Annotated in this window: 22 protein-coding genes and 2 pseudogenes; 11 read left to right on the top strand and 13 right to left on the bottom strand. The window is 69.1% G+C overall.

Features of this window, described 5'->3' with window-relative positions; all coding sequences use genetic code 11:
• Positions 1-11: 11 nt before the first annotated feature.
• Positions 12-311: a hypothetical protein gene (locus ABH935_RS02065; RefSeq protein WP_370376020.1), complete on the top strand. Its 300-nt coding sequence runs from the start codon at positions 12-14 to the stop codon at positions 309-311.
• 68 nt (positions 312-379) lie between these two features.
• On the opposite strand, the gene ABH935_RS02060 is transcribed toward ABH935_RS02065, so the two are convergent.
• The gene (locus tag ABH935_RS02060; RefSeq protein ID WP_370376019.1) at positions 380-1,147 is read right to left on the bottom strand and encodes an ABC transporter permease; all 768 of its coding nucleotides are present in this window, start codon (positions 1,145-1,147) and stop codon (positions 380-382) included.
• Positions 1,140-2,096 (bottom strand): ABC transporter ATP-binding protein, encoded by a 957-nt coding sequence (locus tag ABH935_RS02055; RefSeq protein ID WP_370376018.1) that lies wholly within the window; start codon positions 2,094-2,096, stop codon positions 1,140-1,142. The genes ABH935_RS02060 and ABH935_RS02055 overlap by 8 nt, the downstream gene beginning before the upstream one ends.
• 202 nt (positions 2,097-2,298) lie before the next feature.
• On the opposite strand from ABH935_RS02055, the gene ABH935_RS02050 reads away from it, so the two are divergent.
• On the top strand, positions 2,299-3,531 hold the full coding sequence (locus tag ABH935_RS02050) for a sensor histidine kinase (protein WP_370376017.1): 1,233 nt from the start codon (positions 2,299-2,301) through the stop codon (positions 3,529-3,531).
• Positions 3,528-4,202 carry a response regulator gene (locus tag ABH935_RS02045; RefSeq protein WP_370376016.1) on the top strand — a complete coding sequence of 225 codons (675 nt, stop codon included), beginning with the start codon at positions 3,528-3,530 and terminating at the stop codon, positions 4,200-4,202. The genes ABH935_RS02050 and ABH935_RS02045 overlap by 4 nt, the downstream gene beginning before the upstream one ends.
• 25 nt (positions 4,203-4,227) lie before the next feature.
• On the opposite strand, the gene ABH935_RS02040 is transcribed toward ABH935_RS02045, so the two are convergent.
• The 3 genes from ABH935_RS02040 to ABH935_RS02030 form a co-directional block, all read right to left on the bottom strand.
• Positions 4,228-5,025 carry a Rid family detoxifying hydrolase gene (locus ABH935_RS02040; RefSeq protein WP_370376015.1) on the bottom strand — a complete coding sequence of 266 codons (798 nt, stop codon included), beginning with the start codon at positions 5,023-5,025 and terminating at the stop codon, positions 4,228-4,230.
• A gap of 121 nt (positions 5,026-5,146) precedes the next feature.
• Positions 5,147-5,866, bottom strand: a complete 720-nt coding sequence (locus ABH935_RS02035) for a mechanosensitive ion channel domain-containing protein (RefSeq protein ID WP_370376014.1) — start codon at positions 5,864-5,866, stop codon at positions 5,147-5,149.
• A 164-nt stretch (positions 5,867-6,030) separates the two neighbouring features.
• Positions 6,031-6,714, bottom strand: a complete 684-nt coding sequence (locus ABH935_RS02030; RefSeq protein ID WP_370376013.1) for a TetR/AcrR family transcriptional regulator — start codon at positions 6,712-6,714, stop codon at positions 6,031-6,033.
• Between the two features lie 154 nt (positions 6,715-6,868).
• Here ABH935_RS02030 and ABH935_RS02025 point away from each other — a divergent pair, with 154 nt between their 5' ends.
• The 5 genes from ABH935_RS02025 to ABH935_RS02005 all read left to right on the top strand — a co-directional run bounded on the left by ABH935_RS02025 (position 6,869) and on the right by ABH935_RS02005 (position 12,741).
• Complete coding sequence (locus ABH935_RS02025; protein WP_370376012.1) at positions 6,869-7,480, top strand: NAD(P)-dependent oxidoreductase; 612 nt, start codon at positions 6,869-6,871, stop codon at positions 7,478-7,480.
• Positions 7,481-7,580: 100 nt separating this feature from the next.
• On the top strand, positions 7,581-9,794 hold the full coding sequence (locus ABH935_RS02020) for an MMPL family transporter (RefSeq protein WP_370376011.1): 2,214 nt from the start codon (positions 7,581-7,583) through the stop codon (positions 9,792-9,794).
• Complete coding sequence (locus tag ABH935_RS02015) at positions 9,791-10,501, top strand: response regulator transcription factor (protein WP_370376010.1); 711 nt, start codon at positions 9,791-9,793, stop codon at positions 10,499-10,501. Before ABH935_RS02020 ends, ABH935_RS02015 begins: the two co-directional genes overlap by 4 nt.
• Complete coding sequence (locus ABH935_RS02010) at positions 10,498-11,985, top strand: sensor histidine kinase (protein ID WP_370376009.1); 1,488 nt, start codon at positions 10,498-10,500, stop codon at positions 11,983-11,985. Before ABH935_RS02015 ends, ABH935_RS02010 begins: the two co-directional genes overlap by 4 nt.
• A gap of 270 nt (positions 11,986-12,255) precedes the next feature.
• The gene (locus ABH935_RS02005; RefSeq protein WP_370376008.1) at positions 12,256-12,741 is read left to right on the top strand and encodes a ricin-type beta-trefoil lectin domain protein; all 486 of its coding nucleotides are present in this window, start codon (positions 12,256-12,258) and stop codon (positions 12,739-12,741) included.
• Between the two features lie 4 nt (positions 12,742-12,745).
• Here the strand turns inward: ABH935_RS02005 and ABH935_RS02000 are convergent, their stop codons facing one another.
• From ABH935_RS02000 to ABH935_RS01990, 3 genes and pseudogenes are all read right to left on the bottom strand, one after another.
• On the bottom strand, positions 12,746-13,006 hold the full coding sequence (locus ABH935_RS02000) for a hypothetical protein (RefSeq protein WP_370376007.1): 261 nt from the start codon (positions 13,004-13,006) through the stop codon (positions 12,746-12,748).
• Positions 13,007-13,043: 37 nt separating this feature from the next.
• Positions 13,044-13,805: pseudogene (gene otsB, locus ABH935_RS01995) on the bottom strand (trehalose-phosphatase); the annotation flags it as partial.
• Positions 13,802-15,268, bottom strand: coding sequence for a trehalose-6-phosphate synthase (locus tag ABH935_RS01990; protein ID WP_370376006.1), 1,467 nt, complete (start codon positions 15,266-15,268; stop codon positions 13,802-13,804). The pseudogene otsB and the gene ABH935_RS01990, both read right to left, overlap by 4 nt.
• A 458-nt stretch (positions 15,269-15,726) precedes the next feature.
• Here ABH935_RS01990 and ABH935_RS01985 point away from each other — a divergent pair, with 458 nt between their 5' ends.
• A complete protein-coding gene (locus ABH935_RS01985; protein ID WP_370376005.1) occupies positions 15,727-16,479 on the top strand; it encodes a sirohydrochlorin chelatase in 753 nt (250 codons plus the stop codon).
• 52 nt (positions 16,480-16,531) lie between these two features.
• On the opposite strand, the gene ABH935_RS01980 is transcribed toward ABH935_RS01985, so the two are convergent.
• The gene (locus tag ABH935_RS01980) at positions 16,532-18,019 is read right to left on the bottom strand and encodes an MFS transporter (protein ID WP_370376004.1); all 1,488 of its coding nucleotides are present in this window, start codon (positions 18,017-18,019) and stop codon (positions 16,532-16,534) included.
• 143 nt (positions 18,020-18,162) lie between these two features.
• On the opposite strand from ABH935_RS01980, the gene ABH935_RS01975 reads away from it, so the two are divergent.
• Both ABH935_RS01975 and ABH935_RS01970 read left to right on the top strand, forming a co-directional pair.
• Positions 18,163-18,927: a beta-phosphoglucomutase family hydrolase gene (locus tag ABH935_RS01975; protein WP_370376003.1), complete on the top strand. Its 765-nt coding sequence runs from the start codon at positions 18,163-18,165 to the stop codon at positions 18,925-18,927.
• Entirely contained in the window at positions 18,924-21,269 is a 2,346-nt protein-coding gene (locus ABH935_RS01970; RefSeq protein WP_370376002.1) for a glycoside hydrolase family 65 protein, read from the top strand. The genes ABH935_RS01975 and ABH935_RS01970 overlap by 4 nt, the downstream gene beginning before the upstream one ends.
• 753 nt (positions 21,270-22,022) lie before the next feature.
• On the opposite strand, the gene ABH935_RS01965 is transcribed toward ABH935_RS01970, so the two are convergent.
• The 4 genes and pseudogenes from ABH935_RS01965 to ABH935_RS01950 form a co-directional block, all read right to left on the bottom strand.
• The gene (locus ABH935_RS01965; protein WP_370376001.1) at positions 22,023-22,190 is read right to left on the bottom strand and encodes a hypothetical protein; all 168 of its coding nucleotides are present in this window, start codon (positions 22,188-22,190) and stop codon (positions 22,023-22,025) included.
• Positions 22,190-22,585 (bottom strand): hypothetical protein, encoded by a 396-nt coding sequence (locus ABH935_RS01960; protein WP_370376000.1) that lies wholly within the window; start codon positions 22,583-22,585, stop codon positions 22,190-22,192. Before ABH935_RS01960 ends, ABH935_RS01965 begins: the two co-directional genes overlap by 1 nt.
• Positions 22,586-22,689: 104 nt before the next feature.
• Positions 22,690-25,014, bottom strand: coding sequence for a discoidin domain-containing protein (locus ABH935_RS01955; protein ID WP_370376112.1), 2,325 nt, complete (start codon positions 25,012-25,014; stop codon positions 22,690-22,692).
• A 75-nt stretch (positions 25,015-25,089) separates the two neighbouring features.
• Positions 25,090-25,488 (bottom strand): annotated as a pseudogene (locus ABH935_RS01950) (discoidin domain-containing protein); the annotation flags it as partial.
• Between the last annotated feature and the right edge of the window lie 278 nt (positions 25,489-25,766).

Below are 25,766 nucleotides of genomic sequence, written 5' to 3'. Positions count from 1 at the left end.
GAGGAGAAGATATGACGGCTTGGTTCCGTGTCTACCCGGGTTCGGCGCTGCCGCGCCGCCTGACCGCCGAGGACGTCGAGTATCTCGACGGCGCGATGAGAAACGCGTACGGGGTGTTCGCCGACGATCCGGTCACCGGCTTGGACCTGGCCCGCACCATGGCTGCGAGCGTCCTGAACCTGCGCGGCCTGGACGCCGACACGCTGCTGAGTCCCTTCCACGCGTCGCAACACTCCGATCGGCAGGAGATCCTGCGGACCATGGGAGCGCTGGCCGCCGCCATCGACCGGATCGCGGTCAACGGAGGTTAGGTTCCGAGCCGTTGCGTGCTCTGCGGAGCAACTGCAGGATGCAGCTACGCAGCCAGCATCCCGGCCGCTCATGTGTCGCGGCGTTCGATGAGCCAGATGCCGGCCAGTGTCGGGACCAGGGCGTAGGCCGCGCAGACCAGTAGCGACCAGGTGGGCGTGAGGGTGTGCGGGACGCGGTGCGTCGAGGTGGCTGAGCGTGCGGCGTTGTAGGGCAGGTATTCGCCGATGCGGTCGGCCCAGGTGCCGGGCAGTGTCTGGCTGATCTGGGGGATCAGGAAGATCACGGCGACCAGTGCGGTGATGGCGGCGGCCGTGTGGTGCAAGAGCAGGCCGAGGCCGTAGCCGATCAGGGCGACGACGGCGCTGTAGCAGCCGGCGTAGAGGACGGAGCGCAAGGCGCCCGGCGTCGAAAGGCCTGCCTGGAGCGAGCGTTGGGACAGCACCGCCTGCCCCAGAAAGAAGCTGCCGGCGACCAGCAGTGTCGCGAAGACCAGGGCGACGCCGCCGGTGACCGTGGCCTTCCCCGCCATGAGGCGGCGGCGCTCGGGGACCGCCGCGACGCTGGTGCGGATGGTCCCGCTGGCGTATTCGGAGGTGACCGCGAGCACGCCGAACACGCCGAAGGCGATCTGTGCGACGGCCGCGCCCAGGATGCTGTCCTGCACCGGGTCCACGGCGGTGCGCTGCACGGTGGTCATTGCCGGCCAGGAAGCGACGTCCGAGGCGGTCGCGGCCAGGCCGCCGGCGAGGCAGATGAACGCGGCCACGGCGAGCGTCGAAGGCGTCGAGCGGATCGACATGAGCTTGATCCACTCGCTGCGCAGGATGTCACGCATCAGAACGCTCCGTCCCGCAGTCGGTCGTTGTGGCGACGCCTCCTGCGTGAAACTCGGCGTGGTCGGCCGTGAGTTCCATGTAAGCGTCCTCCAATGTGGCGTGGCGTGAGGTGAGCTGGTGGATCCGTACTCCGTGCTCCGCGGCGAGGTCGGCGATGCGTTCGGCGGACAGGCCCTGGACGGCCAGCGTCGAGTCGGGGAGCCTGTCGACCGTCGCTCCGGACCCGGACCCGGACCCGGTGAGCAGATCGGCCAGCCGCGGCGGCTCGGGGGTCCGCACCAGCACGTCGCCCCCGGCGGCGGCCAGCAGCTCGGTGAGCGGGGTGTCGGCGAGCAGCCGGCCCCGGCCGACGATGACGAGGTGGTCGGCGACCTGCGCCATCTCGCTCATCAGGTGGCTGGACAGCAGTACCGTGCGGCCCTCGTCGGCCAGTCCGCGCAGCAGGACGCGGAGCCAGCGGACGCCTTCGGGGTCGAGTCCGTTGACCGGTTCGTCGAACATCAACACGCCGGGATCGCCGAGTAGCGCGGCCGCGATGCCGAGGCGTTGTCTCATCCCGAGCGAGTACGTGCGGATCCGGCGTCCGGCCGCGGTCGCGATGCCCACCGCGTCCAGCACCTCGGCGACCCGCGTCGGGCTGATCCGGTTGCCGGCGGCGATCCAGCGCAGGTGCGCGACGGCGGTCCGCCCGCCGTGGACCGCGCCGGCGTCCAGCAGGGCGCCGACTTCCCGGAGCGGATCGCGGAGCTCTCGGTACGGGCGGCCGGCGATGGCGGCGGTGCCGGCGGTGGGCGCGTCCAGTCCCAGGATCAGGCGCATGGTGGTGGACTTGCCGGCGCCGTTGGGTCCGAGGAAGCCGGTGATCCGGCCCGGTGTCACCTCGAAGGTGAGCCCGTCGACCGCCAGAACGGGGCCGAAGCGTTTACTCAGATTCCTGATCTCGATCACTGTGCCTCCCCGGGTTGGTTGATATGCGCCACTTTCGCGGTGTTGTCGGGTCGGGCACATCGGGCCGGGGTCGCGTCTTCCGGCTACTCCCAGGGGCGCGATCGCCAGGGGAAAGTACTCGTTCCTCCATCCCGGGGATGAGCTGATCCAATGCGTCTGTGGGCTGATGTGCGGACCGGTCGCGCGGAGGTACGGTCATGACGTGACGCCCGAATCCAGGCCGCTGATCAGCAGGGTCGCGCCGCGCCACTGGGTCGCGCTGGATCAGGCCGCGGCCGTGGTGATCGGCGTGGGGACGTATGTGGGGGAGCGTGCCGCCGCGCCCGACCGGCCCGCGTGGCTGTTGGCCGCGCTGGCCGTCGCGGCGTCGGCTCCGTTGGCGGTGCGGCGGCGATGGCCGTTGGCGGTGCTGCTGTCCGTCGCCGCGGCCTCGCTGGGGCTGGCCGCCATCAACGCCGCGCCCCTGGTCAACCTTTCCTACGCGACCTATACCGTCGCCACGACAGCCACCGCCCGGCGTGCCCTCATCGCCGGTGCGGCCACGTTGGGGTGTCTGGCGGCCGGGATGCGGCTGCAGAATCCGGCCCCGAATCTCGGAACGCATCTGCAGTCCGCGGCGATCGTGTTGGCGACGGTCTGGGCGCTGGCACTCCTGATCCGCCAGCATCGCGCCAACACGGTGTTGGTCGCAGCTCAGGCCACCGGCCGGCTCCAGGAACATGTGCTCCAGGAACGGATGCGGATCGCCAGAGACCTGCACGATGTCGTGGCGCATTCGATGAGCCTGATCGCCGTGCAGGCCGGTGTCGCCGGGTACGTCATGGATCGCCGACCCGAGCAGGCCACGACCGCTCTGGCGGCCATCGAGTCCACCAGCCGTACCGCGCTGGTGGAGCTTCGCAGGCTGCTGGGCGTCCTGCGCGCCGAGGCCGACGACGCGGAGCTGACGGACCCGGCCGAACTCGCCCCGGCGCCCGGCCTCGCCGAGCTGTCGGAGCTGGCGGCCCGGACGGGTGAGGCGGGGCTGCGCGTCACGCTGGACCAGCGGCTGGCCGCCGCTGACGTGCCGGCTGGCGTGCAGGTGACGGTCTACCGCATCGTGCAGGAAGCACTCACCAACGTCATCAAGCACACTCGGGCGGCGGAAGCCCACGTCACCGTCGGCGACCGGGACAACGGCCTCGAAGCGGTGATCAGCAACGGCCCCGGACGGCGGGAGCGGTCACTCGCCTTGCTCGCGCCGCGGGCCGACCTGTGGCGCGGCTCGGGCCACGGCCTGATCGGCATGCGCGAGCGGGCCGCCTTGTGCGGCGGGCGGTTGGACGCCGGGAGTACCGCGGACGGCGGGTTCCGGGTCAGCGTGTGGCTCCCGCTGGATCGGCGGGCTCCGGCCGCGGATCCGATGACCTCCTCGACCTCCTCCGGTCCGCGATGACCGACGCCCTGCCGGACATCAAGGTCCTGATCGCGGACGATCAAGTCCTGCTCCGCGGCAGCCTGAGCGTCCTGGTCGACACCGCCGGGGACATGACCGCCTGCGGCGAGGCCGCGACCGGCCGCGAGGCCGTCGACCTGGCCGAGCGGCACCGGCCCGACGTGGTCCTGATGGACATCCGGATGCCGGACACCGACGGGCTCCAGGCGACCAGGCTCATCACCGCCGCCCACCCCGCGACCCGCGTGCTGATCCTGACCACGTTCGACATCGACGCCTACGTCTACGAGGCGCTGCGCGGCGGCGCCAGCGGCTTCCTGCTCAAGGACACCCCGCCGGCCGACCTGCTGACCGCGATCCGCGTCGTCGCCGCCGGCGACGCCCTGCTCTCCCCGGGCGTCACCCGCCGCCTCATCGCGGAGTTCGCCCGCCGCCCCGCCCCGGCCAACCGCGCCGCCACGGAGCTGGACGGCCTCACCCTGCGCGAGCGCGAGGTCCTGCTGCTCGTCGCCCGCGGCCTGTCCAACACCGAACTGGCCGCGCACCTGCACCTGAGCCCGGCCACCGCGAAGACCCACGTCAGCCACCTGTTGACCAAGCTCGGCGCGCGCGACCGGGCGCAGCTGGTCATCGCGGCCTACGAATCGGGCTTGGTCACCCCGGCTCGGTGAGCTGTCGCCGACCCGCCCCGGCGGCTCACCGGGTGCCCCGGTCGGCGACGATCGCGTCGATCTCGACCGCCGCGCCGAGCGGCAGCGCCGCGACGCCGATCGCGGTGCGGGCCGGATACGGCTCGGCGAACGCCTTGCCGTAGGCGTCGTTCATCGCGGGGTAGTCGTCCATGTCGGTCAGGTAGACGCCGACGCGCAGAACATCGGCGAGCGTCCGGCCGGAGGCCGCGAGCACGGCTTCGAGGTTCGCCACCGCCTGCTCGAACTGTGCCACGACGCCCCCTGGCGGCAGCGCGCCGGAGGCCGGGTCCACGCCGACCTGGCCGCTGACGAATGTGAAGCCGCCGTGGGGGACCGCGGCGGTGAAGGGCAGGGAGGCGACCGGCGTGGGAACGGAGGACGGGACCGGCGACGGGGCCTGCTTGCCTGCCAAGTGTGGCGGCAGGCTGTCGGCGTACTGCGCCTTCCCGTCGCCGAACGAGAAGTCCTCGGCTCGCACCTCGTTCAAGCAGATCAGCACGTCCTCCCGCCGCACGCCGACTTCGGCGAGCCGGTCGGCGATCGCCGCGTACAGCGCCTTCTTCAGCGACACGTCGCGCCCCGCCACGAGGGTGACCTCGACCAGCACCACGCGGTCGGAGCGGTCGACGCCGAGGAACGACGGGTCCGCGGACAGGCGGCCGGGCTCGTACTCGGTGAGCACCTGGAAACGGTCGCCGTCGGGGATGCCGAGCGCCTCGACCAGGGCCCGGTGGACTGCCTCACCGGTCTGCTCGGCGAACCCCGCCGGGCTCTTGGGCACTTCGATACGGACGAAAGGCACAGTGGTCTCCTTCACAGACGAACCTCTGGCCAGTATCAGAGGTCGCACTCCGGAGATCACACGGCCAATCGGTAAGTGGTGGCCCTCCCGTGGCCGATTACGGTTCGAGTCACGGTTCGAGTCACGGTTCGAGCCACTCCGCCGCCGGTCCCACGGCCGCGGCGAGCACGGCGCTGTTGGGCAGCAGCACCGGCCCGGCGATGGTCGACACCGTCACGTACGTCAGCGTCATCCCGGACACGCGGCCGACGATCGGGCCGCCGAGGGCTCCCGAGCGGATCCGGAGCTCGTCGCCGATCGCGAACGGCTTGGCGAACAGGATCATGATGCCCGCGAAGACGTTCGCGAGGACCTGCTGCGCCGCGATACCCAGGATGACCCCGGTCAGCACCCCGCCGAGGAGCAGATGCCCCACCGGGACCTGCAGCAGGCTCAATGCGCCGAGGACCACCAGGACGTAGCCGCACAGCAGGCACAGGATGCGGAACGTGCTCGCCCGGGCGTCGCTGAGCCGGCCCGGGACGTGCACGAGCCCCAGGATGTCGTTGGTCGCGCAGCGCACCGCGACCACCGCGCTCACGAGGAACACCCCCGCGCCGGCCACCGCGAGGAGGCGGTGCAGGACCTGATGCTGGCTGGTGCCGAGCAGGCCGCCGTAGTGGTAGGACACGACCAGCGCCGCGACGGCGATCGCCGAAGCGAAAGCCCCACGTCGCAGCAGCACCTGCCGCAGGCTCCGGCCGGCCCGCGTGCGCAGGTCCGGCACCTGGACGTCGCGCGGGACGATGAGGAGTGGTTCTTGCTCCCTACCGGTTCCCGAACTCACACTCCTGTCCTGCATTCCGCATCTCCCTGTTACAACGAGTCACGAGTGAATCACCAGCGGTCCGACAGCGGCGAAGCCGCGGGTGTCGCCGGTCGAACGCGCCGGTTATCCGCGATCGGGCATGATCAAACCGCACAGCGGGAAACGTGATCAGCGTCGCCCCGGAACGAATCCAGGGCTCACGGCGATGTGGCGCCTCGTGCCAAGAGAGGTGCGATCTGCTCGATCGGCCGCGAGGTGTGGAGGCTGAGCAGGTTCGCGAGCAGGTCGTCCAAGGCCGGCCAGGGGATGTTTCCGTGGTCGTTGTAGAGGCTGACCAGGCCGTGCAGCGCGGTCCAGAGCAGGAGCCCGGCCTGCCACCGCTGAGCCTCCGTGGACCGCGTCCCGTCCTGCTCGGCGACCGCCGCCAGCGCCGCGACGACAGAGTCGAGCAGTTCGGCACCGGCCCCGTGAGCTGATCCGGGGACGAGGTCGGCGGGCATCCGGCCGCCGAACAGCGTCCGGTAGGGGCCGGGCTGCTCGACTCCCCAGTGCACGTACGCTCCGCACCGGCCGACGAGTTCGGCCAGGGGGTCCGCGGCGGATTCCGCCGCCTGGTTCATGATCCCGGCCAGCTCGTCGTAGCGGAGTCGCAGGACGTGCTCGATCAGTGCGCCGAGGTCCGGGAAATGGCCGTAGATGCTGGCCGGGGCGACGCCCACCTCGCGCGCGACCTGGCGGAGGGTGAGGGTCTCGGGCTGGTCGAGGGTCGCGAGCAGGTGCGCGGCGGCCTCCACGAGTTGGGCCTTGAGCAGCTGCCCCTGCCCTCGCGGGTTGCGGCGGCGGGCCGTGCCCGCTTCCGCGCCTTGTCCCGCAGACGCCATCGTTACCCCTTCCGACCTGCGTCAACCTCTCCTCACAACTCGCCCAGCTTACCGGTCTCCGGCTTCGCGGTGCCCGGCGGCCCGGGTTGACGCGCCGTAGCCAACACTTGTTTACTTACTTGGCCAACACTTGTTCAGTTAGAGGAGGGATCCCATGCGGATCGCAGTTCTCGGCGCGACCGGGAGGGTCGGCGGCCTGCTTGTCGACCATGCGAGTGAGCGGGGCCACCACGTAGTCGCGCTCGTGCGAGCCCCCGATCGGTTCACGAGGCCCGCGTCCGGACGGCTGGAGATCCGGCGAGCCGATGTCACGTCGCCGCAGCACTTTCCCGCCCTCGACGACGTCGACGTGGTCGCCTCGGCGATCGGTGTCCGCAAGGACGACGGTCCCGGCGCGCTGGTCGCCGGAGCCAGAGTGCTGGCCGCACGTGGTGTTCGCACAGTCTGGCTGGGAGCGCTGGGCTCGGGCGCGTCCACCGGCGCGGGCGGCGTGCTCTATCAGGCGATCATGCGGATGGTCGTCGGCAAGGAGTTGGTCGAGAAGGCCGAGGCCGACCACATCGTGCTCCAGGCCGGGGCCACCGTGCTGCACGCGCCGGACCTCGGCAACGGTCCCATCAGTCCTCGGCGCGGCGTTGTGCCGCTGGCCGAGTATCGGCGTCCTCTGCTGCCGCCCCGGATCTCCCGCGCCACCGTGGCCGCGCTGATGCTGGACGAGGCCGAAGCGGGCGCGAACGGCGGCGGCATCGTCGTGCCGCGCGGCTGATGCGACCGTCAGCAAACCGTCAAACGCAGCGGGGGTCGGGTGTCAAGCACGCCGCTCAGGATCGGTGGAGTCACTTCCACCACCTGATGAGGGGACTGTCATGGCAACGCTTTTGTACCGGCTCGGCGCCTTCGGCGCGCGCCGACGGCGCACGATGATGTTCGGATGGCTGATCGTCCTGGCGGCCGTCGTCGGCCTGGGAATCTCGGTCGGCGGCTCGCTCCAGAACACCAAGTCCATCCCCGGCTCCGCCGCCCAGACCGCGCTGACGAGGATGGACCGGCACTGGCCGACTCCCGACTCCCAGTCCGCGCGGATCGTCTTCCAGGCGCCGGCCGGTCACAGGCTGGCCGAGCCGGGCCTTCAGGCACCGCTGCGTGCGAGTCTGGCGGCCGCGGGCCGAGTCGTCGGCGTGACGTCGGTCGGCGATCCCGCCGCGGACGGCCTGGTCTCGCCCGACGGGCGGACCGCCGTGGCCGATGTGGACTTCACCACCGCCGCGGACAAAGACGTGCCCACCGTGACGCTGGACGCTCTGAAGGCCACCGGCGACGCCGCGCGGAAGGCCGGGCTGACGGTCGTCTACGGTGGTGACGCGTATGTCCCGACGAACGCCCCGATAGGTCCGACGGAGCTGATCGGTATCCTCGTCGCCCTGGCGATCCTGTTCATCACCTTCGGCTCGATGCTCGCGGCCGGGATGCCTTTGCTCACCGCCGTTCTCGGCGTCGTGGGCAGCATGATGACGATCCTGACCGTGGCCTCGGCAGTCGGCGTCTCCGAGAACGCACCCACCCTGGCGATCATGCTCGGCCTGGCGGTCGGCATAGACTACGCGCTGCTCATCGTTTCGCGGCATCGCGCCCAACTCGCCACCGGCATGCCCGTTCCCGAATCAGTGGCCAAGGCCACCGCCACCGCCGGCGGCGCGGTGGTCTTCGCCGGGGCGACCGTGCTCATCGCCCTGGCCGGACTGTCGGTCGCCGGCGTGCCGATGCTCACCTCCATGGGCCTGGCCTCGGCAGGTGCCGTCGCGATGGCCGTGATCATGGCACTGACCCTGCTGCCGGCTCTGCTCGCCGCCTTCGGCCGCAGGCTGATTCCCAAGCCCGGCTCCAAGGCGGCTCGTGGCACCGATCCGGACCGGGCGACCCTGGGGACCAAGTGGGTCGGCGGCGTCCTGCGCCATCCGGTCCGCAACCTGGTCCTGGTGACGGTCGGGCTCCTGGTCGTGGCGGCCCCGGCGCTGCGGTTGCAGACCTCCCTGACCGACGACGGCTCCAACCCGACGTCGACGTCCACCCGCCAGGCGTACGACACGATCAGCCGGGCCTTCGGCCCCGGTGCCAACGGCCCGTTGGTCGTCCTGGTCGAGGGTCCGAACACGACGGTCACGGCACAGACCGCGACCGCGGTGGCGAAGGAGCTCCCCGACGTCCACGGCATCGCCCGGACCAGCGGCGTCGACACCGCCGCGGACGGCACAGCCGCCCGAATCCAGGTCGTCCCGACGACCGGCCCGCGCAGCCAGGACACCAGCGACCTGGTCTCACGTCTGAACACCGCGCTCGCGCCGGCGGCCCGGCAGTTCGGCGGCCGGGTCGCCGTCACCGGCCAGACCGCGGTCAGCATCGACGTCGCGACCAAACTCAACGGCGCGCTGATCCCGTTCGCGGTGGTCGTGGTGGGTCTGTCGCTGCTGCTGTTGATGATCGCCTTCCGGTCCGTCGCCATCCCGGTCAAGGCGACCGTGGGATTCCTGCTCTCGGTGGGCTCGGCCTTCGGCGCGACCGTCGCGGTGTTCCAGTGGGGCTGGCTCGCCGGCGTGCTCGGCGTTCCCAGCCTCGGCCCGGTGGCCAGCTTCGCGCCGATCATCGTCATGGCGGTGTTGTTCGGACTGGCGATGGACTACGAGGTGTTCCTGGTCTCGGCGATGCGTGAGGACTACGGCCACCGGAAGGACGCGCGCGGCGCGATCCTCGTCGGAGCCCGCAACGCCTCCCGGGTGGTGACCGCCGCGGCCCTGATCATGATCGCGGTCTTCCTCACCTTCCTGCTGGGCAAGGATCCCGATGTCATGCCGATCGCCTTCGGACTGGCCTTCGGCGTCCTCATCGACGCGTTCGCGGTGCGGATGACCCTGGTGCCGGCGGTCCTCACGCTGCTCGGCGACCGCGCCTGGTGGCTTCCGCGCCGTCTTGACCGGGTTCTGCCGCGCCTGGACGTCGAGGGCGAATCCCTCAGCGCAACCTTCGACGACGCAGGCCGCGCGGTGCTCGGCGGCGATCGGGAAAGCGAGTCCGCGGTCCGATGAACGATTCCGCCGAAGCCGACCGCGTGCTGGTCGTCGATGATGACGCCGGTGTCAGGCAGCTGCTGATCTCCGCGCTCGGCTTCGCCGGATTCGCGGTGGACGCGGCGGGCGGCCTGACCGAGGCACTGGCGCAGGTCGCCCGCCGCCCGCCGGACGTGATCGTCCTGGACGTGATGCTCCCCGGGGCCGACGGCTTCGAGATCCTGCAGCTGCTGCGCGAGGGCGGCATCGCGGTCCCCGTGCTCTTCCTCACCGCGCGCGACGCGGTGGAGGACCGGGTTCGAGGGCTGCGCCTGGGCGGCGACGACTACGTCACCAAGCCGTTCAGCGTCGTCGAGGTCGGCGCCCGGCTGCAAGCCTTGTTGCGCCGGGCCCGCGGCGGCCCGCCCGCCGAGCAGGATCCCATCCTGCGGTGCGGCGACCTGGAAATCGACGACCTGCGCCACGAGGTCTGCCGCGGCGGGGAGCTCATCGAACTGTCGCCCACGGAGTACCGGCTCCTGCACTACCTGATGGTCCACCAAGGCCAGGTGCTGTCGCGGTCGCAGATCCTGGAAGCCGTCTGGCAGTACGACTTCGGCGGCGACTCGGTCGTCGTCGAACGCTTCGTCTCCAACCTGCGCCGCAAGATCGACGCCGGCCGCGTCCCGCTGCTGCACACCGTTCGCGGCGTCGGGTACACGCTGCGGCAGCAGGCCGTCCGATGAACCTCGCGGGCCTGCACGGGCGCCTTCGTCCGTCCCGGGCGGGCGTCCGGTTGCGCCTTCTCGCCGGACTCGCGGGACTGCTGGTCGCCGGGCTGGCCGCGAGCTCGGTGGCCGGCGCGGTGTTGTTGGGGGACTACCTGCACAAGCGGTACGTCCACACCCTGCAAGACAGCGCCGCTCGTCTGGAAGCCGTCATCGCCAGGGGCCCGCAAGTCGCTGACGGTGATCAGCTCTCTGCGTTGCTGGGTCCGCCGCTCGGCAGCATCGCCGTCGACGCGCAGGACCGCATCCTGCTCTCCGGTGGAGCAGCCGATCTCGCTCCGGAAGCGCTGGTCCGCGCCACCGCGGCGGTGCGGCCGGGCCAGGTCGTCGGCTGTGACAACGCAGGGGACGGCGGCGCGGGGGACGGCCTGGCCTGCCACGGCCACGACCTCAGCGCCATCCGCATCCCCAGTCCCGGCATCACCTTGGTGCGTGCGGACGGACCCGCTGTGAAGCCGGCCGCCGTGATCCTGGTCATCGACACCTCCGTCGACGACTCCACCACCGACACCCTGTTCGCCCGCCAACTGGCCATCGCCGCCTGCGCCCTGGCCGTGCTGCTCGCGCTGGCCGTCCTCGTCCTGCGGCTCGGACTGCGGCCGCTGGCCGAGATGGCCGACAGCGCCGACGCCATCGCCGAAGGGCACCTGACCGAACGCCTCCCGATCCGCGGCGACCGCAGCGAGACCGACCAGCTGGCCGAGGCGGTCAACCGGGCCTTCGACGCCCAGGCGCGCGCCGAGGCCGCCGTCCGGTCGCTGGCCGCGGACACCTCGCATGAGCTGCGCACCCCGTTGTCCACGATCTCCGGCTGGCTCGATCTGCACCGTCAGGGCGCGCTCACCGGGCCCGGCCTGGACGCTGCTCTCGGCCACATCGAGGACGAGGTCGGCCGGATGCGGCTGCTGGTCGAGGACCTCTCACTGCTGGCGCGCCTGGACGCTGGCCGGCCGCTGGACCAGGCACCGGTCGACGTGACGTCGCTGGCCGCCGGCGTGGTGGAGGACGCGCACGTCATCCACCCGGACCGCACCATCACCCTGACCGCCGCCGGCCCCGCCCCGGTGAGCGGCGACGCCGCCCGCCTCCAGCAGGTGCTGCGCAACCTCGTGGGCAACGCTGTCCAGCACACCCCGGCCGGGACGGCTGTGCACGTCGCCGTCGCGACGAGTCCGGGCCAGGTCCAGATCGACGTGGCCGACGACGGCCCCGGCATCGCCCCGCAGGACCTCCCGCGCGTTTTTGAACGCTTCTGGCGGGCCGAGGCCAGCCGCAGCCGTGCCTACGGCGGATCCGGACTCGGGCTGGCGATCGTCGAGGCGATCGTCCACGCCCATCAGGGGCAGGTGACGGTGGAGTCCGAAGTGGGCGTCGGGACCACGGTCTCGGTACTGCTCAAGACTCGGGCCGCCGGGGTCAGGTCCCGGACTTCGACGAAGTAGCGCCTGCCCGGTGTCCAACGCAAAGGGGAGCCGGCGTCCCAGTCCCGTGGCGGGCTGGACGTCCCAAGGCCCGCGATTTCGTCAAACGCCGATGGGAAACCCCAGGTCAGGCGCCGTCCCGTCCCGCGTCTCCGGCAATGTCCCGAGACGTGCTGTGGTCGGGTCCTGCCTGCCTGGAGACTGGCCGTGCCCCGGCCACACGGTCGCGGCGCAGTCTGGGTGTCCGTGCGTGCCCGAATCGCGCGCCGGCACCGCGCGATGGAGGTATGCATGTTCCGCACCAAGTTGATCAAGACGGCCGGTGTCCTCGTCGGTGCCGCGGCTCTGACGATGACGTTCACCGGGTCGGCGTGGGCGGGCGGCAGCACGATCAGACTCCACGACAAGGCGACAGGCCGTTGCCTGGACAGCAACACCTCAGGCAACGCCTACGCGCTTCCGTGCAACGGCGGCAACTTCCAGAACTGGCTCGCCATCAATCTCGAAGGGAGCAGCCGCGCCCTTGAGGACGCCCAGACCAACCTGTGCCTGACCACAGGAACGCAGGTCAACAGCAACCTCGTCCTGATGAAGACGGAATCATGTGCCGGTAACGCGGTGAACTTCGCTGTCATCAGCAACTCCGATGGCACCGACACCTTCAGCACCGGCACGTGGTGTCTGGACAGCAACACCGATGGTGAAGGGAACAACGTTGGTTCGGTCTACATAGACCCGTGCAACGGCGGGAACTATCAGAGGTTCTCGCTCGGGTAAAGGTTCAGTTGCGGAATGGGATACCGGTTGCAGGGACTTCTCTGCAACCGGTTTTGCTTTCGTACACGAAATCAGTGCTCTCCGAGCCGTCCTGAACCACCGCGGAACGGGTGTCCCTGCCCGCGACCGATATCGACACCCGGCTGCCGACCGCGCCGTGCCAGACACGGCCCCGCACCACGCTCTCCGGGGCGAACGCGCGGCCGCCGAGGTAACGCTCCCAGGAGGAGGCGCTGAACCCGGTCTTCTTCGCGAGCTGATGCAAGCTCAGGCCGCTGTCGTCCTTCAGCTTGGACTCAACGACGGCGCTCCGACAGGAGGTAAGCGAGCATGATCGCGACGTCTTCGGTATCCGGTACGGAGTATTCGGCCAAGGTCTCGCCGCTGCCGACCTTCACGCCGACGTCCAGCCCGGTCAAGCGCGCGAAGGCCTTCTCGTCGGTGACGTCGTCCCCGACGAACACCGCCGCGGTGGCGTCGACCCGGCGGCGCAGCACGTCCAGGGCTTCGCCCTTGTCGGTCTCGACGACCGCCAGCTCGATCACCGCCTTGCCCTCGGTCACGTGCACGCCCCGCCAGCGGGCCGGGCCGGTGCGGACCGCTTCCAGCACCGAGGCGCCTGCCGCCGGCTCGGCCCGGCGCACGTGCACGGCGATACTGGCAGGCTTCAGCTCCAAGGACGCGCCGGGGGTGCGGCCGATGAGTCCTTCGAGGTCGGTCTCCAACTGGCGTCGCAACGCCTGCGCTTGATGGTCCAGCGCGTGGGCGAACCCGGCGTCGAACTCCGCGCCGTGGCTGCCGATCAGGTGTACGCCGGCCGGCAGTCCGGACAACGGGGCCAGGTCGCGCAGCGCCCGGCCGGAGATCACGCCGGCGGTGGTGTCCGGCAGCGTGGCGAGCGTCGCCAAGGCCTGTGTCGATTCCGGACGTGGCACCGCCTGCGCTGGGTCTGCGACGATCGGCGCGAGCGTCCCGTCGTAGTCGCAGACCACGAGCAGCCGCGGCACGCGCGCGATGCGGTCGATGGCCTGCCGCAGTCCGGTCGGCAGCGTCCCGGCGGTCACTGGTGTACCGCCTGGGCTTCGGTGTGCGTGGCCGTGGTGGGGTCCAGGAAGTCGAGGAACGACCGCGCCCAACGACCCACATCATGAGTCATTACCTGCCGGTGCAGCGTCCGCATCCTCGCCCGCTGCTCCATCGGGTCCATGGTCAGCGCCCGGACCAGAGCCTTTGCGACGCCGTCCAGGTCATGCGGGTTCACCAGCAGGGCGTAGTCGCTCAGCTCGGCCGCGGCCCCGGCGAATTCGGAGAGCACCAGCACTCCGTCGAGGTCGTGCCGGGTGGCGACGTACTCCTTGCAGACCAGGTTCATCCCGTCCCGGAACGGCGTGACCACCATGACGTCGGCGGCGCAGTACAGCGCGACGAGCTCGTCGCGGTCCACCGGCTGGTGCAGGTAGTGCACGATCGGTCGGCCGACCCGGCCGAACTCGCCGTTGAGCCGTCCGACCTGTTCCTCGATGTTGCGTCGCATCGCCTTGTACTGTCCGACGCGCTCGCGGCTCGGCGTGGCGACCTGGATCATGGCCACGGACTCCGGATCGACCCGCCCGGAGACCAGCAGTTCGCGCAGGGCACGCAGCCGCACGTCGATGCCCTTGGTGTAGTCCAGCCGGTCCACTCCCAGCAGCAGGCGGCGGGGATTCCCCATGTCCGAGCGGATCTGGCGGGCGCGCTCGGCGGTCTGGGCTTTCCGTGACAGCTTGTTGAAACCTGCGGCGTCGATGGAGATGGGGAAGGCGCCGACCCGGACCTGTCGGCCGTTGAACGGCACCGATCCGGGGCGGCTGCGCACCCTGACGGCTGCTCTCGTCGGTTCCAGATCAAGCAGCCGCCGGGCCAGCCACAGGAAGTTCTGCGCGCCCCCGGGCATCTGGAACCCGACCACGTCGGCGCCCAGCAGTCCGCGGACGACCTCGGCGCGCCAGGGCAGTTGCATGAAGAGCTCGACCGGGGGAAACGGGATGTGGAGGAAGAAGCCGATCCTCAGATCGGGACGCTGTTCACGCAGCATGGCCGGAACGAGCTGGAGCTGGTAGTCCTGTACCCACACCGTCGCCCCGGGGGCGGCAGCTGCCGCGGCGGCGTCGGCGAACCGCTGGTTGACCGTGACGTAGCTGTCCCACCAGGACCGCTCGAACACCGGCGGGACGATGACGTCGTGGTACAGCGGCCACAGCGTCGCATTGGAGAAACCCTCGTAGTAGTCCCGGACCTCGTCGGAGGACAGCCTGACCGGAAGCATCAGCAGGCCGTCGTCGTCGAACGAGGCCACGTCCTGATCGGCCCGGCCGGACCAGCCGATCCAGGCGCCGTTGCGCTGGCGCAGGAACGGTTCCAACGCGCTGACCAGACCGCCGGGACTCGGACGCCACCGCTCGGTCCCGTCCTCAAGCTGCTCCAGATCGACCGGCAGCCGGTTGGCGACCACCAGGAAATCCGCGCCGCGCTCCGTTATCGCATCCACAAGCCAAACGCCTCTCGCTATGCCAATTGTCCTCGGCGCGTCGCTGCGGACACGTCGCGGGCGCTGACGGTTTTCGCAGGTTCCGGACTCTGTAGACGATCCCGGACGAACCGCAGCGCGGACACCTCCCTACCCATGATCGTGCCATTCAACCGGTGAAGATTCGGTTTGTTCGACTCTTGTCAGACGAAACCGACGCGAAACACCGGTTCCGTATGATCGGCGGGGTTTGGCCTGTGGATAACCGGTCATACGGGGCAGGCGCGTAGGCGGCCGGGCCGCCTGCCCGGAGCGGTCATGAGGAGTCGGCCGTTCAAGCGGTGAGAGCAGAAATTGAGGCCCTAGCAGTGGATATGAACTCTTCTCTTCGTGATGCCGCCGACCCCGCGGATACCGCCGATTTCGCAGGTCGAGGAGTGGCGATGGCCCCCTCGGAGTCGGACGCGGCGCGCGCGGCCGTGGTCATCGTCGGCGGTCATGAGGGCGGTGCCGAGGTGGCGGTGGAGCCTTTGGTGGAGCAGGGGCCGTTGCTGAGGGCGTCGTCGGCGGGACGGTTGTTGGAGAACGCTGTACATCAGGCGCTTGACGGTACTGATCTGCCGGTGTGTGTGGTGCCGATGACGTTGGGACGTGATCCGCAGCTGGTGGCCGATGCCGCTCGGACGCTGACGTGGCTGACGCGCGGCCCGATGGCCGGTCGGGTGATGTTGGCCGAGCCGTTCGGGAACGCGACACTTTTGACCGGGTGGCTGCGGGTGGCGGTGGCGCGGGTCGTCGACCCGTTCGACGCGCCGGATATGGCGGTGTTGCTGACGGCCAAGGCGGCCAATACGTTCGACGACGCTGAGTTGTTCCGGATCGCGCACCTGGTCAAGTCGCGAGGCGACCTGCCGTGGGTGGAGGTGGCGTTCCGTGGCGGCGAGCCCGATGTCGCCGAGGGCGTCGAGCGTTGCCGGCAGCTCGGGGCACGCGAGGTCGTCGTTGTTCCCGCGGACTTCGGTCCCGCTGTCGACGCCCCGGTGCAGGGGATCGTCGATGGCTGGCCGATTCTGACACCTCCGGAGATCTCGGGGATGCTCGCCACGCGCATCGCCACTGCGTTGCTCAGGCTCAGCCGGGGCGACGACGGGATCGCCGCCGGGTTGGATGCCGATCACCAGCACGGACACGGCGGCACCCCGTGGCGCGAGGCCGATTACGGCACCGACTGATCGACGGCCATTTGATCGACGGTCACGCGATCGGCGGTCATCCGATCGACGGTCACGCGGTTGCCGCCGTTGCGGCGGCGCCGCTCTTGCCGACAGCGGAGATCGGCGGCGCGACGTCCTCCAGGCCCTGGCGCTCGGCGTTGACGCCGAGGAACCAGCCGACGGCGCCGCCGATCATCATCACGACCGCGCCGATGACGTAGCCCCAGAAGAGCGGCGTGCGGTCCGGGTGCGGATTGTTCTGTCCGCCGATGAGGTGGCCGAACAGGAACGGTGCGACTACGCCGCCGGCGCCTTGGGAGAGCGCGAAGAAGAAGGAGATGGCCTGCGCGCGCAGCTCCAGCGGGAAGATCTCGCTGACTGTGAGGTAGGCCGAGGACGCTCCGGCGGAGGCGAAGAAGAAGATCACGCACCAGAACGCCGTCTGGGTGGTGGCGTTGAGCACGCCGGCGTGGAAGAAGAACGCTGACACCAGCAGCAGGAATCCGGACAGGCCGTAGGTCAGCAGGATCATCTTGCGCCGGCCGATGGTGTCGAACAGGTGCCCGAGCAGCAGCGGTCCGGCCAGGTTGCCGAGGGCGAACGGGAAGAAGTAGTAGCTGGTGTGGGCCTTTGACACGCCGTAGAAGTGCTGGAGCACCAGGGCGTAGGTGAAGAAGATCGCGTTGTAGAGGAATGCCTGGGTGACCATCATCGAGAAGCCCAGGATCGAGCGGCGCGGATACTGCCCGAAGAACACCTTCGCCATCTGCGGGTAGCTGATGTTCTTCTCGGGGACGATCTCGATCGCCTTGCTGTCCGGCACCTCCTCCAGACTCACGCCGTCGGCCTTCACCCGGGCCTCGATGTCGTCGACGACGCTCTCGGCCTCCTCCTGGCGGCCGTGGGTCATCAGCCAGCGAGGACTCTCGGGGATGTGGCGTCGCAGGGCGATGATCGCGATGCCGATCGCCGGGCCGATGAGGAACCCGATGCGCCAGCCGAGGTTCTGCGGCACCTGGTCGGAGAGCAGGTACAGGTTCGCGGCGGCGCCGAGTGCGGCTCCGCCCCAGTACGTGCCGTTCACGGCGATGTCGACGCGTCCCCGGTAGTGGGACGGGATCAGCTCGTCGATCGCGGAGTTGATGGCCGTGTACTCCCCGCCGATGCCGGTGCCGGCGATGAAGCGCAGGACCAGCAGGGACCACAGGTCCCAGGAGAATCCGGCCAGGCCGCTGGCGACCAGGTAGACACCGAGGGTGACCATGAACAGCTTGCGGCGGCCGAGACGGTCGGTGATCCGGCCGAAGACCAGCGCGCCGGCCACCTCGCCGGCCAGGTACACCGAGCCGACCGCCCCGACCTCGGCGGTGGTCAGGCCCAGGGACTGCTGGTAGCCGGCCTGCGAGACGATCTGGATCTCCAGGCCGTCCAGGATCCAGGAGACGCCGAGGCCGACGATCACCAGCCAGTGGAACCTGCTCCAGGGCAGTCGGTCCATGCGGGCGGGGACCAGGCTGCGATGGGCGGCTCTGGCCGGCGCTCCCTGTGTGGCGCTCATCGTTCACCCCTTCGATCGACCCGGCGGCGAGAATGATCGAAGGATGCCCAGCGTTCGGGATCCGAATCGGGTCGGTCGCCTGATTGACCCGGAAAGCGGCGTCGCGCGTGTTAGCAATTTCCGGGTCTGGACAACAGGGGCCCATGGATGACGCATCTACGACGACTGGTCTTCCGGAGCAGATCCGGGCGTGTCTGTTCGATCTGGACGGTGTGCTCACCGAGACGGCGACGGTGCATGCCAGGGCGTGGAAGGAGATGTTCGACGCCTTCCTGCGGTCGCGTCCGGGTCCTTTCGTGCCGTTCGATCCGGTGGCGGACTACGACACGTATGTCGATGGCAAGACTCGGGCTGACGGGACCAGGTCTTTTCTGGCTTCGCGGCATATCGAGCTGCCGGATGGGTCTTCTGATGACCCGCCGGGTGCTGAGACGGTCAACGGCTTGGGTAACGCCAAGAATGAGATCGTCCTGCGGCTGTTGGACTCCGATGGTGTGCACGTCTACGCAGGTTCAGTGCGGTATCTGAAGGCTGTGCGGGCGGCGGGGTTGCATCGGGCGGTGGTGTCCTCCAGTGCGAACTGCGAAAGCGTGCTGAAGGCGGCGGGTATCGCTGACCTGTTCGAAGTTCGCATCGACGGGGTCACCGTCGAAGAGGAGCACCTGCCGGGCAAGCCGGCTCCGGACACGTACCTGGCTGCGGCCAAGGCGTTGGGCGTGGAGCCCGGTCAGGCCGCGGTGTTCGAGGACGCCTTGGCGGGCGTGCAGGCCGGGGAGGCCGGCAAGTTCGGGTTCGTGGTGGGGGTCGATCGCGTGGGGCAGGCGCAGGCCCAGGCGCTGCGCGATGCCGGTGCCGACACGGTCGTGACCGACTTGGCCGAGCTGTTGGGCAAGGCGGATCCGTCGTGATTCAGCATCCGTCGTATGCGGTGGAGCCGTGGAGTCTGCGGGAGACGGAGCTGGGCCTGGAGGTGTTGGGTCAGAGCGAGTCGGTGTTCGCGTTGGGCAACGGGCATATCGGCTGGCGCGGCAACCTGGATGAGGGCGAGCCGCATGGTCTGCCCGGGTCGTATCTCAATGGTGTGTACGAGTCCCGGCCGCTGCCGTATGCCGAGGCTGGGTATGGGGATCCGGAGGCGGGGCAGACGGTCATCAATGTCACCAACGGCAAGGTGATCCGGCTGATGGTCGACGATTCTCCGTTCGACCTGCGCTACGGACGCTGCCTGGGGCATGAGCGGGTTCTGGATTTCCGGACCGGTCTGCTGGAGCGTCAGGTGGAGTGGGAGTCGCCGGCTGGCAAGCGGGTGAAGGTGCGTTCGGCGCGCATGGTTTCGTTGGTGCAGCGGTCGGTCGCGGCGATCGTTTATGAGGTGGAGGCTGTCGATTCCGAGCTGTGGGTGGTCATCCAGTCGGAGCTGGTGGCCAACGAGGAGATCCCGCGAGCTGCCGGCGATCCCCGGGCAGCGGCCGTGCTGGAGGCGCCGTTGCGGCCGGAGGAGCACAGCAGCCGTCCGGCTGGGGCGGTGCTGGTGCATCAGACCGCTGTTTCCGGGCTGCGGGTCGCCGCCGCCATGGATCACCAGGTGCAGGCGCTGCCGTCGCTGAAGGAGAGCGTGGAGTGTTTTGAGGATCTGGCTCGGTATACGGTCACGGCGATGCTTCAGCCGGGGGAGCGGTTGCGGCTGGTCAAGTACGTCGCATATGGGTGGTCGCAAGCTCGGTCTGAGCCTGCGGTTCGGGCTCAGGCTGAGGCTGCGCTGACTGGTGCGGTTCAGACTGGGTGGGATGGGTTGGTTGCGGAGCAGCGGGCTTATTTGGATGATTTCTGGGCTCGGGCTGATGTTGAGGTGGAGGGGGATGCGGAGATTCAGCAGGCGGTGCGGTTCGGGTTGTTTCATGTGTTGCAGGCTGGGGCCAGGGCTGAGGGGCGGGCCATTCCGGCCAAGGGGCTGACTGGCACTGGATATGACGGGCATGCTTTCTGGGACACCGAAACCTTCGTTTTGCCGGTGCTGACCTACACCGTTCCGCATGCCGCCGCCGATGCTTTGCGGTGGCGCTGCGATACGCTGCCGCAGGCGTTGGAGCGGGCTGGGCAGTTGGGTTTGAAGGGTGCTGCGTTTCCCTGGCGGACTATTACCGGGGCCGAATGCTCCGGCTACTGGCCGGCTGGTACTGCCGCCTTCCACGTCAGCGCGGATATCGCTGATGCGGTCACCCGCTACATCGGCGCTACCGGCGATGTTGAGTTCGAGAAGACCACCGGTCTGGAGTTGCTGATCCACACCGCTCGGCTGTGGCGGTCGTTGGGGCATCACGACTCGCAGGGCCGGTTCCGCATTGACGGGGTCACCGGACCGGATGAGTATTCTGCGATCGCCGACAACAACGTGTATACGAACCTGATGGCGCAACACAATCTGACCTGCGCTGCTGTGGTCGCCGAACGCTATCCTGACCGGGCTCTGGAACATGGTGTGGACGTCGAGGAGGCGGCATCCTGGCGTGACGCGGCTGCGGCGATGTACGTGCCCTACGATTCCGCCGCTGGCATTCATCCTCAATCTGATGGTTTCACCACCCACGAAACCTGGGACTTCGCTGGCACTACCCCGGAGCAGTACCCGCTGCTGCTGCACTTTCCCTACTTCGACCTGTACCGCAAACAAGTCGTGAAACAAGCCGACCTGGTCCTGGCCATGCACCTGCGATCCGCCGCCTTCACCGACGAGCAGAAGGCCCGCAACTTCGACTACTACGAAACCCTCACCGTGCGGGACTCTTCCCTGTCGGCCTGCACGCAAGCCGTCATCGCCGCCGAAGTCGGACACCTGCAGTTGGCTGGCGACTACCTCGCCGAAGCCGCCCTCATGGACCTCGGCGACCTCGAACACAACACCCGCGACGGACTCCACGTGGCGTCCCTTGCAGGGACCTGGATCGCGCTCGTCGCAGGACTCGCCGGGATGCGCGAGCACGACGGCACGCTGTGCTTCAAACCCCGGCTGCCTGCGGACATCACCCGCCTCGCCGTCAACCTGTGCGTGCGCGAGAGCAGACTTCGTGTCGAAGTCACCGCTGAGGCTGTTAGTTATCAGCTGATTGACGGGCCTACGCTGCATCTTCTGCACCATGACGAAGCTGTTGAGGTTGGTGAAGGCGCGCCGGTTACTAGGCGGATCGCGCGGATACCGGTGAGTACGCCGCCTCGACAGCCGGTGGGGCGGGCGCCGGTTCGTAGGGAGTAGGTGAGGTTTTCAGGGGTGCGGGCGAGGTTGTTGGAGGGGCTTTTGGGGGCCTCTGAGTTTGGTGTTGGTGTTGGTGTTGGTGTTGGTGTTGGTGTGGGTGTGGGTGTGGGTGTGGGTGTGGGTGTGGGTGTCGTGGGCGTGGTGCGGTCGGTCTGTGGTTTTACAGGCGATCTTTACGGCTTCGCGCACGGTTTGATGACCTCGCAGGGGGACGCAGTTCGGTTGTGCCCCGCATGTCGCGCTGGCGGCCGCCGGTTTTCGCTGGCACGACCGCGCTGTGGTTCAGGCTTCTGCGGCAGTGCGCTGGCGGCTGGCGGTTTGCGCGTGCAAGACCACGCGCCGGTCCGAGTCACTGCGCATGTCGTAGGCGGCAATCGTCGTGCGTGGTGGGCACCTTGAGGCCTCCGGCGGGCGCTCTACAGCGAGGGGGCGACCCGCGCGACCTGCTCGGGGGCGGCGGCCCGCGACTGCTCGGCTTTCTATCCGCTGTTGCCTGCGTTGCGCTGGTCGGTGGCGGTCGCTGCTTGTGGTCACCGAGGTTCTGGGTCCCTCGCCGCGTCGTCGCCGTAGACGGAACCAGCCCGGTTTGGCGGAATCAAGCCGCATCGCTGTTGCTGTGGTCGCCCTCCGTCCGGCTTGACACCGCCAAACCGGGCTGGTTGGCAGAGCCCGCCGACGCGGCGAGGGACCCAGAACCAACACCCCGCATGGTCCTTCGGACCCCCTCACCGCACCACCGGCCGCGCTGGCCCGTCACCGCCCGCAGCGGCTAAGGCCTCGGCTCTCGCCGCCATCGGGCATGGTGTGCCTGGCCAGCCAGTCGCAGATCTCCACGCGGTTGCTGTCGTCGCGGATGGCGGCGAGTACCTCCGGCGCGTGCGTCGCGGCGAAGGACACTGCGGCGTCCGGATCGATCTCCATCAGCCGGCTTCTTCCGCTGCCAGGGCGGCCAGTACCCGCTCGCGCAGCAGCTCGTACTCCTCACGGCAGCGTCGGGGGCCTTCCGGTGGGCGCTGTACCACCTGGCTGTTGGTGACGGTGGCGCCGTTGAGGAAGCGGAACTGGTCGGCGGTGAGGTCGATTTCGGCGCCGTCGGGGAGCTGGTTCCAGTAGTGGTTCCAGACTTTGGCGCCGTTCATGTGGACCTCGCCGTGGATCAGGTCTCCGCCCAGGAGGTCCTGGACGACGAGTGCGGTCACCCCGCACTGGCTGCCCGACGGGTTCTCCGGCCGCCACTCGTCGCGTGCCACTGGATCGCACGTGTCCAGGCCCCAGGCGGCCTCGACCAGGGGTCGCAGCGTCTCGATATTCAGCATCCTGTGAGCGTCGCATGGAGGTCTGACAGCATTGCCGCGGAGGCCGCGGATCAGATACAGATCCGCGGCCTCCGTCATCCTTTCTCAGTCATCGATCTCGTTGGTTACGGATAGGAGGTGACGTCCGAAGGCGTCGTGTTGGACGGAGTCGCCGCTCCCGTTCCGTTGATGACGTGCTGGATCACGCCGACTCCGCCGAGGGAGACGGTGAGCAGGTCGTGGAACTGCACGCCGGGGGTGTTCGGCGCCTCGAAGGCGTGGTCGTTGACCACCGCCGGGTTGACGTTGAAGTAGCAGTAGCTGCCCATGCCGTATGCCTGGTGCGATGTGACGTTGGGTGCTACCTGGTACGCCGGGTAGCCGTTGGTCGAGCCGTTCATCCAGGCTGCCTGGTTCGGCGGGTCGTAGGGGTTCTCGTTCTGGAAGAAGATCGTTTCGCCGCCTTGGCCGTTCCAGACGACCTCGCTCTTTTGGTAGTGCTCGACGAACAGGCCGGTCGCCAGCACGTTGTTGCCGTTGACGGTCAGTCCGTTGTCGGCGGTGTTGGTGGTCCAGCCCACCGTGCCCGCGTTGCCGTGGTCGGCGCGCCAGGCCCAGATGTCGTTGATCAGTGTGTTGTTGGCGTTGACCACCAGGCTGTCCGTCGCCTTGCCGGCGATGTCGCCGCCGATGCGGAAGAACACGTCCTGGACGGAGGTCGGGTTGGTGCTGTGGTTGGCCGACGAGCCGGGTGTGCCGACGGTCAGGAGGGACGGGGAGTTGGTTGTGCCGGCGTCCAGCAGCAGGCCGCTGATGCGTACGCCGTCGACGTCGGCGGTCTGGATGGTGGTGTTGCCGTTGGTCGGGATGAGCGTCGGGAAGCCGGTGCCCAGCAGGACGGTGTTCGGGTTGGTGACGTTCAGCGTCTGGTCGATGTTGTAGACGCCGGGGGTGAAGAACAGGCTGCAGCCCTGGGAGAGGGCGGCGTTCATCTGCGCGGCGGTGTTGTTCGGGGTGACCACGAAGAACTGGCTCATCGGCAGCGACGTGCCCGGGGTCGGGCCGTTCGCCCAGCTGGGACCGGAGGCGTTGGTCCGCAGCGACGGCAGGAACACGTGGTAGGCGCCCGAGGAGTCGACGTACAGGTAGGGCACGTCACGCGACGTCGGCGTGGTGGCCAGCGTCGTCATCGGCGGGGTGGGGAAGCTCTGCGCCGGCGCTCCGGTCACGCCGGAGAACACCATGTTCCAGACCGACCCGCTCCAGCTGCCCAGGTTGCTGTCCTGCGTGTACCACTGCTGCTGGGAGACGCTCGAAGCCTGCCCGCTGACCTTGCTGTCGGCGACGTAGCCGCCGCTGGCGTAGCCGTAGCTGGCCGGGTACATCTGGAGCCCGCCGTGGATGTCCATGCGGCGGAACGGTCCGGCCTGCGCGACCGCCCAGCGGGTGTTGCCGGCCGACGGGTTGACCGCCAGGTTCTCCGCCGAGCGCCAGAAGTTCTGCGTGGCGTTGCCGGTCCCGTCGAAGGCGTCGACCGTGACGTCCCCGTTGATGGTGACGTCGTCAGGGTTCTGACCCAGGCCCTGGATCGAGGTGTAGTAGCCGATGTTGGCGGTGTTGCTGTAGGTGCCCGGCTTGAACAGCAGGGAGTAGCGCTGGGTGCCGAACTGGTTCAGCTTCTGGGTGTTGAACACCGAGTCGAGCGTGGACTGGATGCTCGCGCTGGACATGCTCGGGTCGAAGACGTAGACGTTCGGTCCGAAGTTCGGCGTGTTCGGCTGGTTGGTGCAGCCGGTCGCGATGCTGTTCACCGTCCAGGTGAAGGACGCCGTCCCGCTGGCGCCGGTGCCGTCCGTGGCGGTCACCGTGGTGGTGAAGGTGCCGGTCGCGCTCGCGGTCCCGGTGATCAGGCCGGAGGCGGCGTTGATCGACAGGCCGGTCGGCAGGCCGGTGGCGGTGTAGGTCAGGGTCTGCCCCGAGGTCGAGTCCGAGGCCTGGATCTGCAGGTTCGCGGCGGTGCCCACGGTCGTGGTCTGGTTTCCGGGGCTGGTGACCGTGACGCCGGGCCCGCCGGTGGAGCTGCCGGTGTGGACCTGGAACTCCCACAGCGAGTAGCCGTAGGCGGTGTTGCGGGCTGTGCCGTACATCCGGATGTAGCGCCCGGATCCGCTCACGTTGAGCGTCTCGGTGCCGCCGGGGCCGGTCGTTGTGGAGTAGATCGAGGTCCAGGTGGTGGCGTCGTTCGAGGTCTGGATCTGGTAGGCCTTGCCCGAGGCGGCCTCCCAGTTCAGGACGACCTGGCAGATCGACTGCGTGCTGCCCAGGTCCACCTGGAGCCACTGCGGGTCGGAGAACTGCGAGGACCAGCGGGTGCCGAGGTTGCCGTCGACGGCCGCCGACGCCGGGAAGGTGGCGTTCTCCAGCGAGGACGCGGTGGCCGGCCGGTTCAGCGCGGCGTTGGCCGTGCCGCAGCCGCCGCCGGAGCCGGAGCCGATCGTGCCGTAGACCTGGAACTCCCACAGGGAGTAGCCGTACTGGGTCGCGCGGGCCGTGCCGTTCATGCGGACGTAGCGGCCGCTGCCGGCGACCGTCAGGGTCTGGATGCCGCCGGTGCCGGTGGTGGTGGAGTAGACCGAGGTCCAGGTGGTGGCGTCGTTCGAGGTCTGGATCTGGAAGGCCGTGGCGTAGGCGGTCTCCCAGTTCAGCACGACCTTGTCGACGGAGGCGGTCGCGCCGAGGTCGACCTGCAGCCACTGCGGGTCGCTGAAGGCGCTGGACCAGCGGGTGCCGGTGTTGCCGTCGGTGGCGTCGGCCGCCGGGGTCCCGGCGTTCTCCTGCGACGAGGCGGTCGTGGGCTTGCCCTGCGAGAGCAGGCTGTCGGCGGCGTGGGCGGCCGACGGCGCGACGACCGCGTAGGCGGCCATGCTCAGGACGAGCAGGAGCAGGAACGCGGCGTGCAGGGGGCGGATCAGAGGTCTCCGATGGAGTGTCCCACCGGAGGAGAAGGCCTTCATGACATCTCCTGCTTGGTCAGGGGTCGTTCTGGCGGCGCGCCGCGGGATTCGGCGGCGCGGATGGGTCCCCGTCGTCGTGCGTGGAACACGGAGAGCGCTCTCTCGCAAGGGCGATCGTCGCGCTGAAGTTTCCGGGATGTCAACGGATTCTGCGACCGAAACTCGATGGGAGGGCTCTGAAACGCTTC

The organism is Catenulispora sp. GAS73 (genome assembly GCF_041262085.1).
Taxonomy (GTDB): Bacteria; Actinomycetota; Actinomycetes; order Streptomycetales; family Catenulisporaceae; genus Catenulispora.
Note: the sequence above shows the minus strand (reverse complement) of the source record. Positions and strands in the feature narration are given on the sequence as shown.

Excerpts from the sequence above, each read along its gene's own strand:
- ABH935_RS02065 (WP_370376020.1), top strand. The coding sequence starts at position 12 with ATGACGGCTTGGTTCCGTGTCTACCCGGGTTCGGCGCTGCCGCGCCGC.
- ABH935_RS02060 (WP_370376019.1), bottom strand. The coding sequence starts at position 1,147 with ATGCGTGACATCCTGCGCAGCGAGTGGATCAAGCTCATGTCGATCCGC.
- ABH935_RS02045 (WP_370376016.1), top strand. The coding sequence starts at position 3,528 with ATGACCGACGCCCTGCCGGACATCAAGGTCCTGATCGCGGACGATCAA.
- ABH935_RS02035 (WP_370376014.1), bottom strand. The coding sequence starts at position 5,866 with ATGCAGGACAGGAGTGTGAGTTCGGGAACCGGTAGGGAGCAAGAACCA.
- ABH935_RS02030 (WP_370376013.1), bottom strand. The coding sequence starts at position 6,714 with ATGGCGTCTGCGGGACAAGGCGCGGAAGCGGGCACGGCCCGCCGCCGC.
- ABH935_RS02025 (WP_370376012.1), top strand. The coding sequence starts at position 6,869 with ATGCGGATCGCAGTTCTCGGCGCGACCGGGAGGGTCGGCGGCCTGCTT.
- ABH935_RS02020 (WP_370376011.1), top strand. The coding sequence starts at position 7,581 with ATGGCAACGCTTTTGTACCGGCTCGGCGCCTTCGGCGCGCGCCGACGG.
- ABH935_RS02015 (WP_370376010.1), top strand. The coding sequence starts at position 9,791 with ATGAACGATTCCGCCGAAGCCGACCGCGTGCTGGTCGTCGATGATGAC.
- ABH935_RS02010 (WP_370376009.1), top strand. The coding sequence starts at position 10,498 with ATGAACCTCGCGGGCCTGCACGGGCGCCTTCGTCCGTCCCGGGCGGGC.
- ABH935_RS02005 (WP_370376008.1), top strand. The coding sequence starts at position 12,256 with ATGTTCCGCACCAAGTTGATCAAGACGGCCGGTGTCCTCGTCGGTGCC.
- ABH935_RS01980 (WP_370376004.1), bottom strand. The coding sequence starts at position 18,019 with ATGAGCGCCACACAGGGAGCGCCGGCCAGAGCCGCCCATCGCAGCCTG.
- ABH935_RS01975 (WP_370376003.1), top strand. The coding sequence starts at position 18,163 with ATGGATGACGCATCTACGACGACTGGTCTTCCGGAGCAGATCCGGGCG.
- ABH935_RS01965 (WP_370376001.1), bottom strand. The coding sequence starts at position 22,190 with ATGGAGATCGATCCGGACGCCGCAGTGTCCTTCGCCGCGACGCACGCG.
- ABH935_RS01960 (WP_370376000.1), bottom strand. The coding sequence starts at position 22,585 with ATGCTGAATATCGAGACGCTGCGACCCCTGGTCGAGGCCGCCTGGGGC.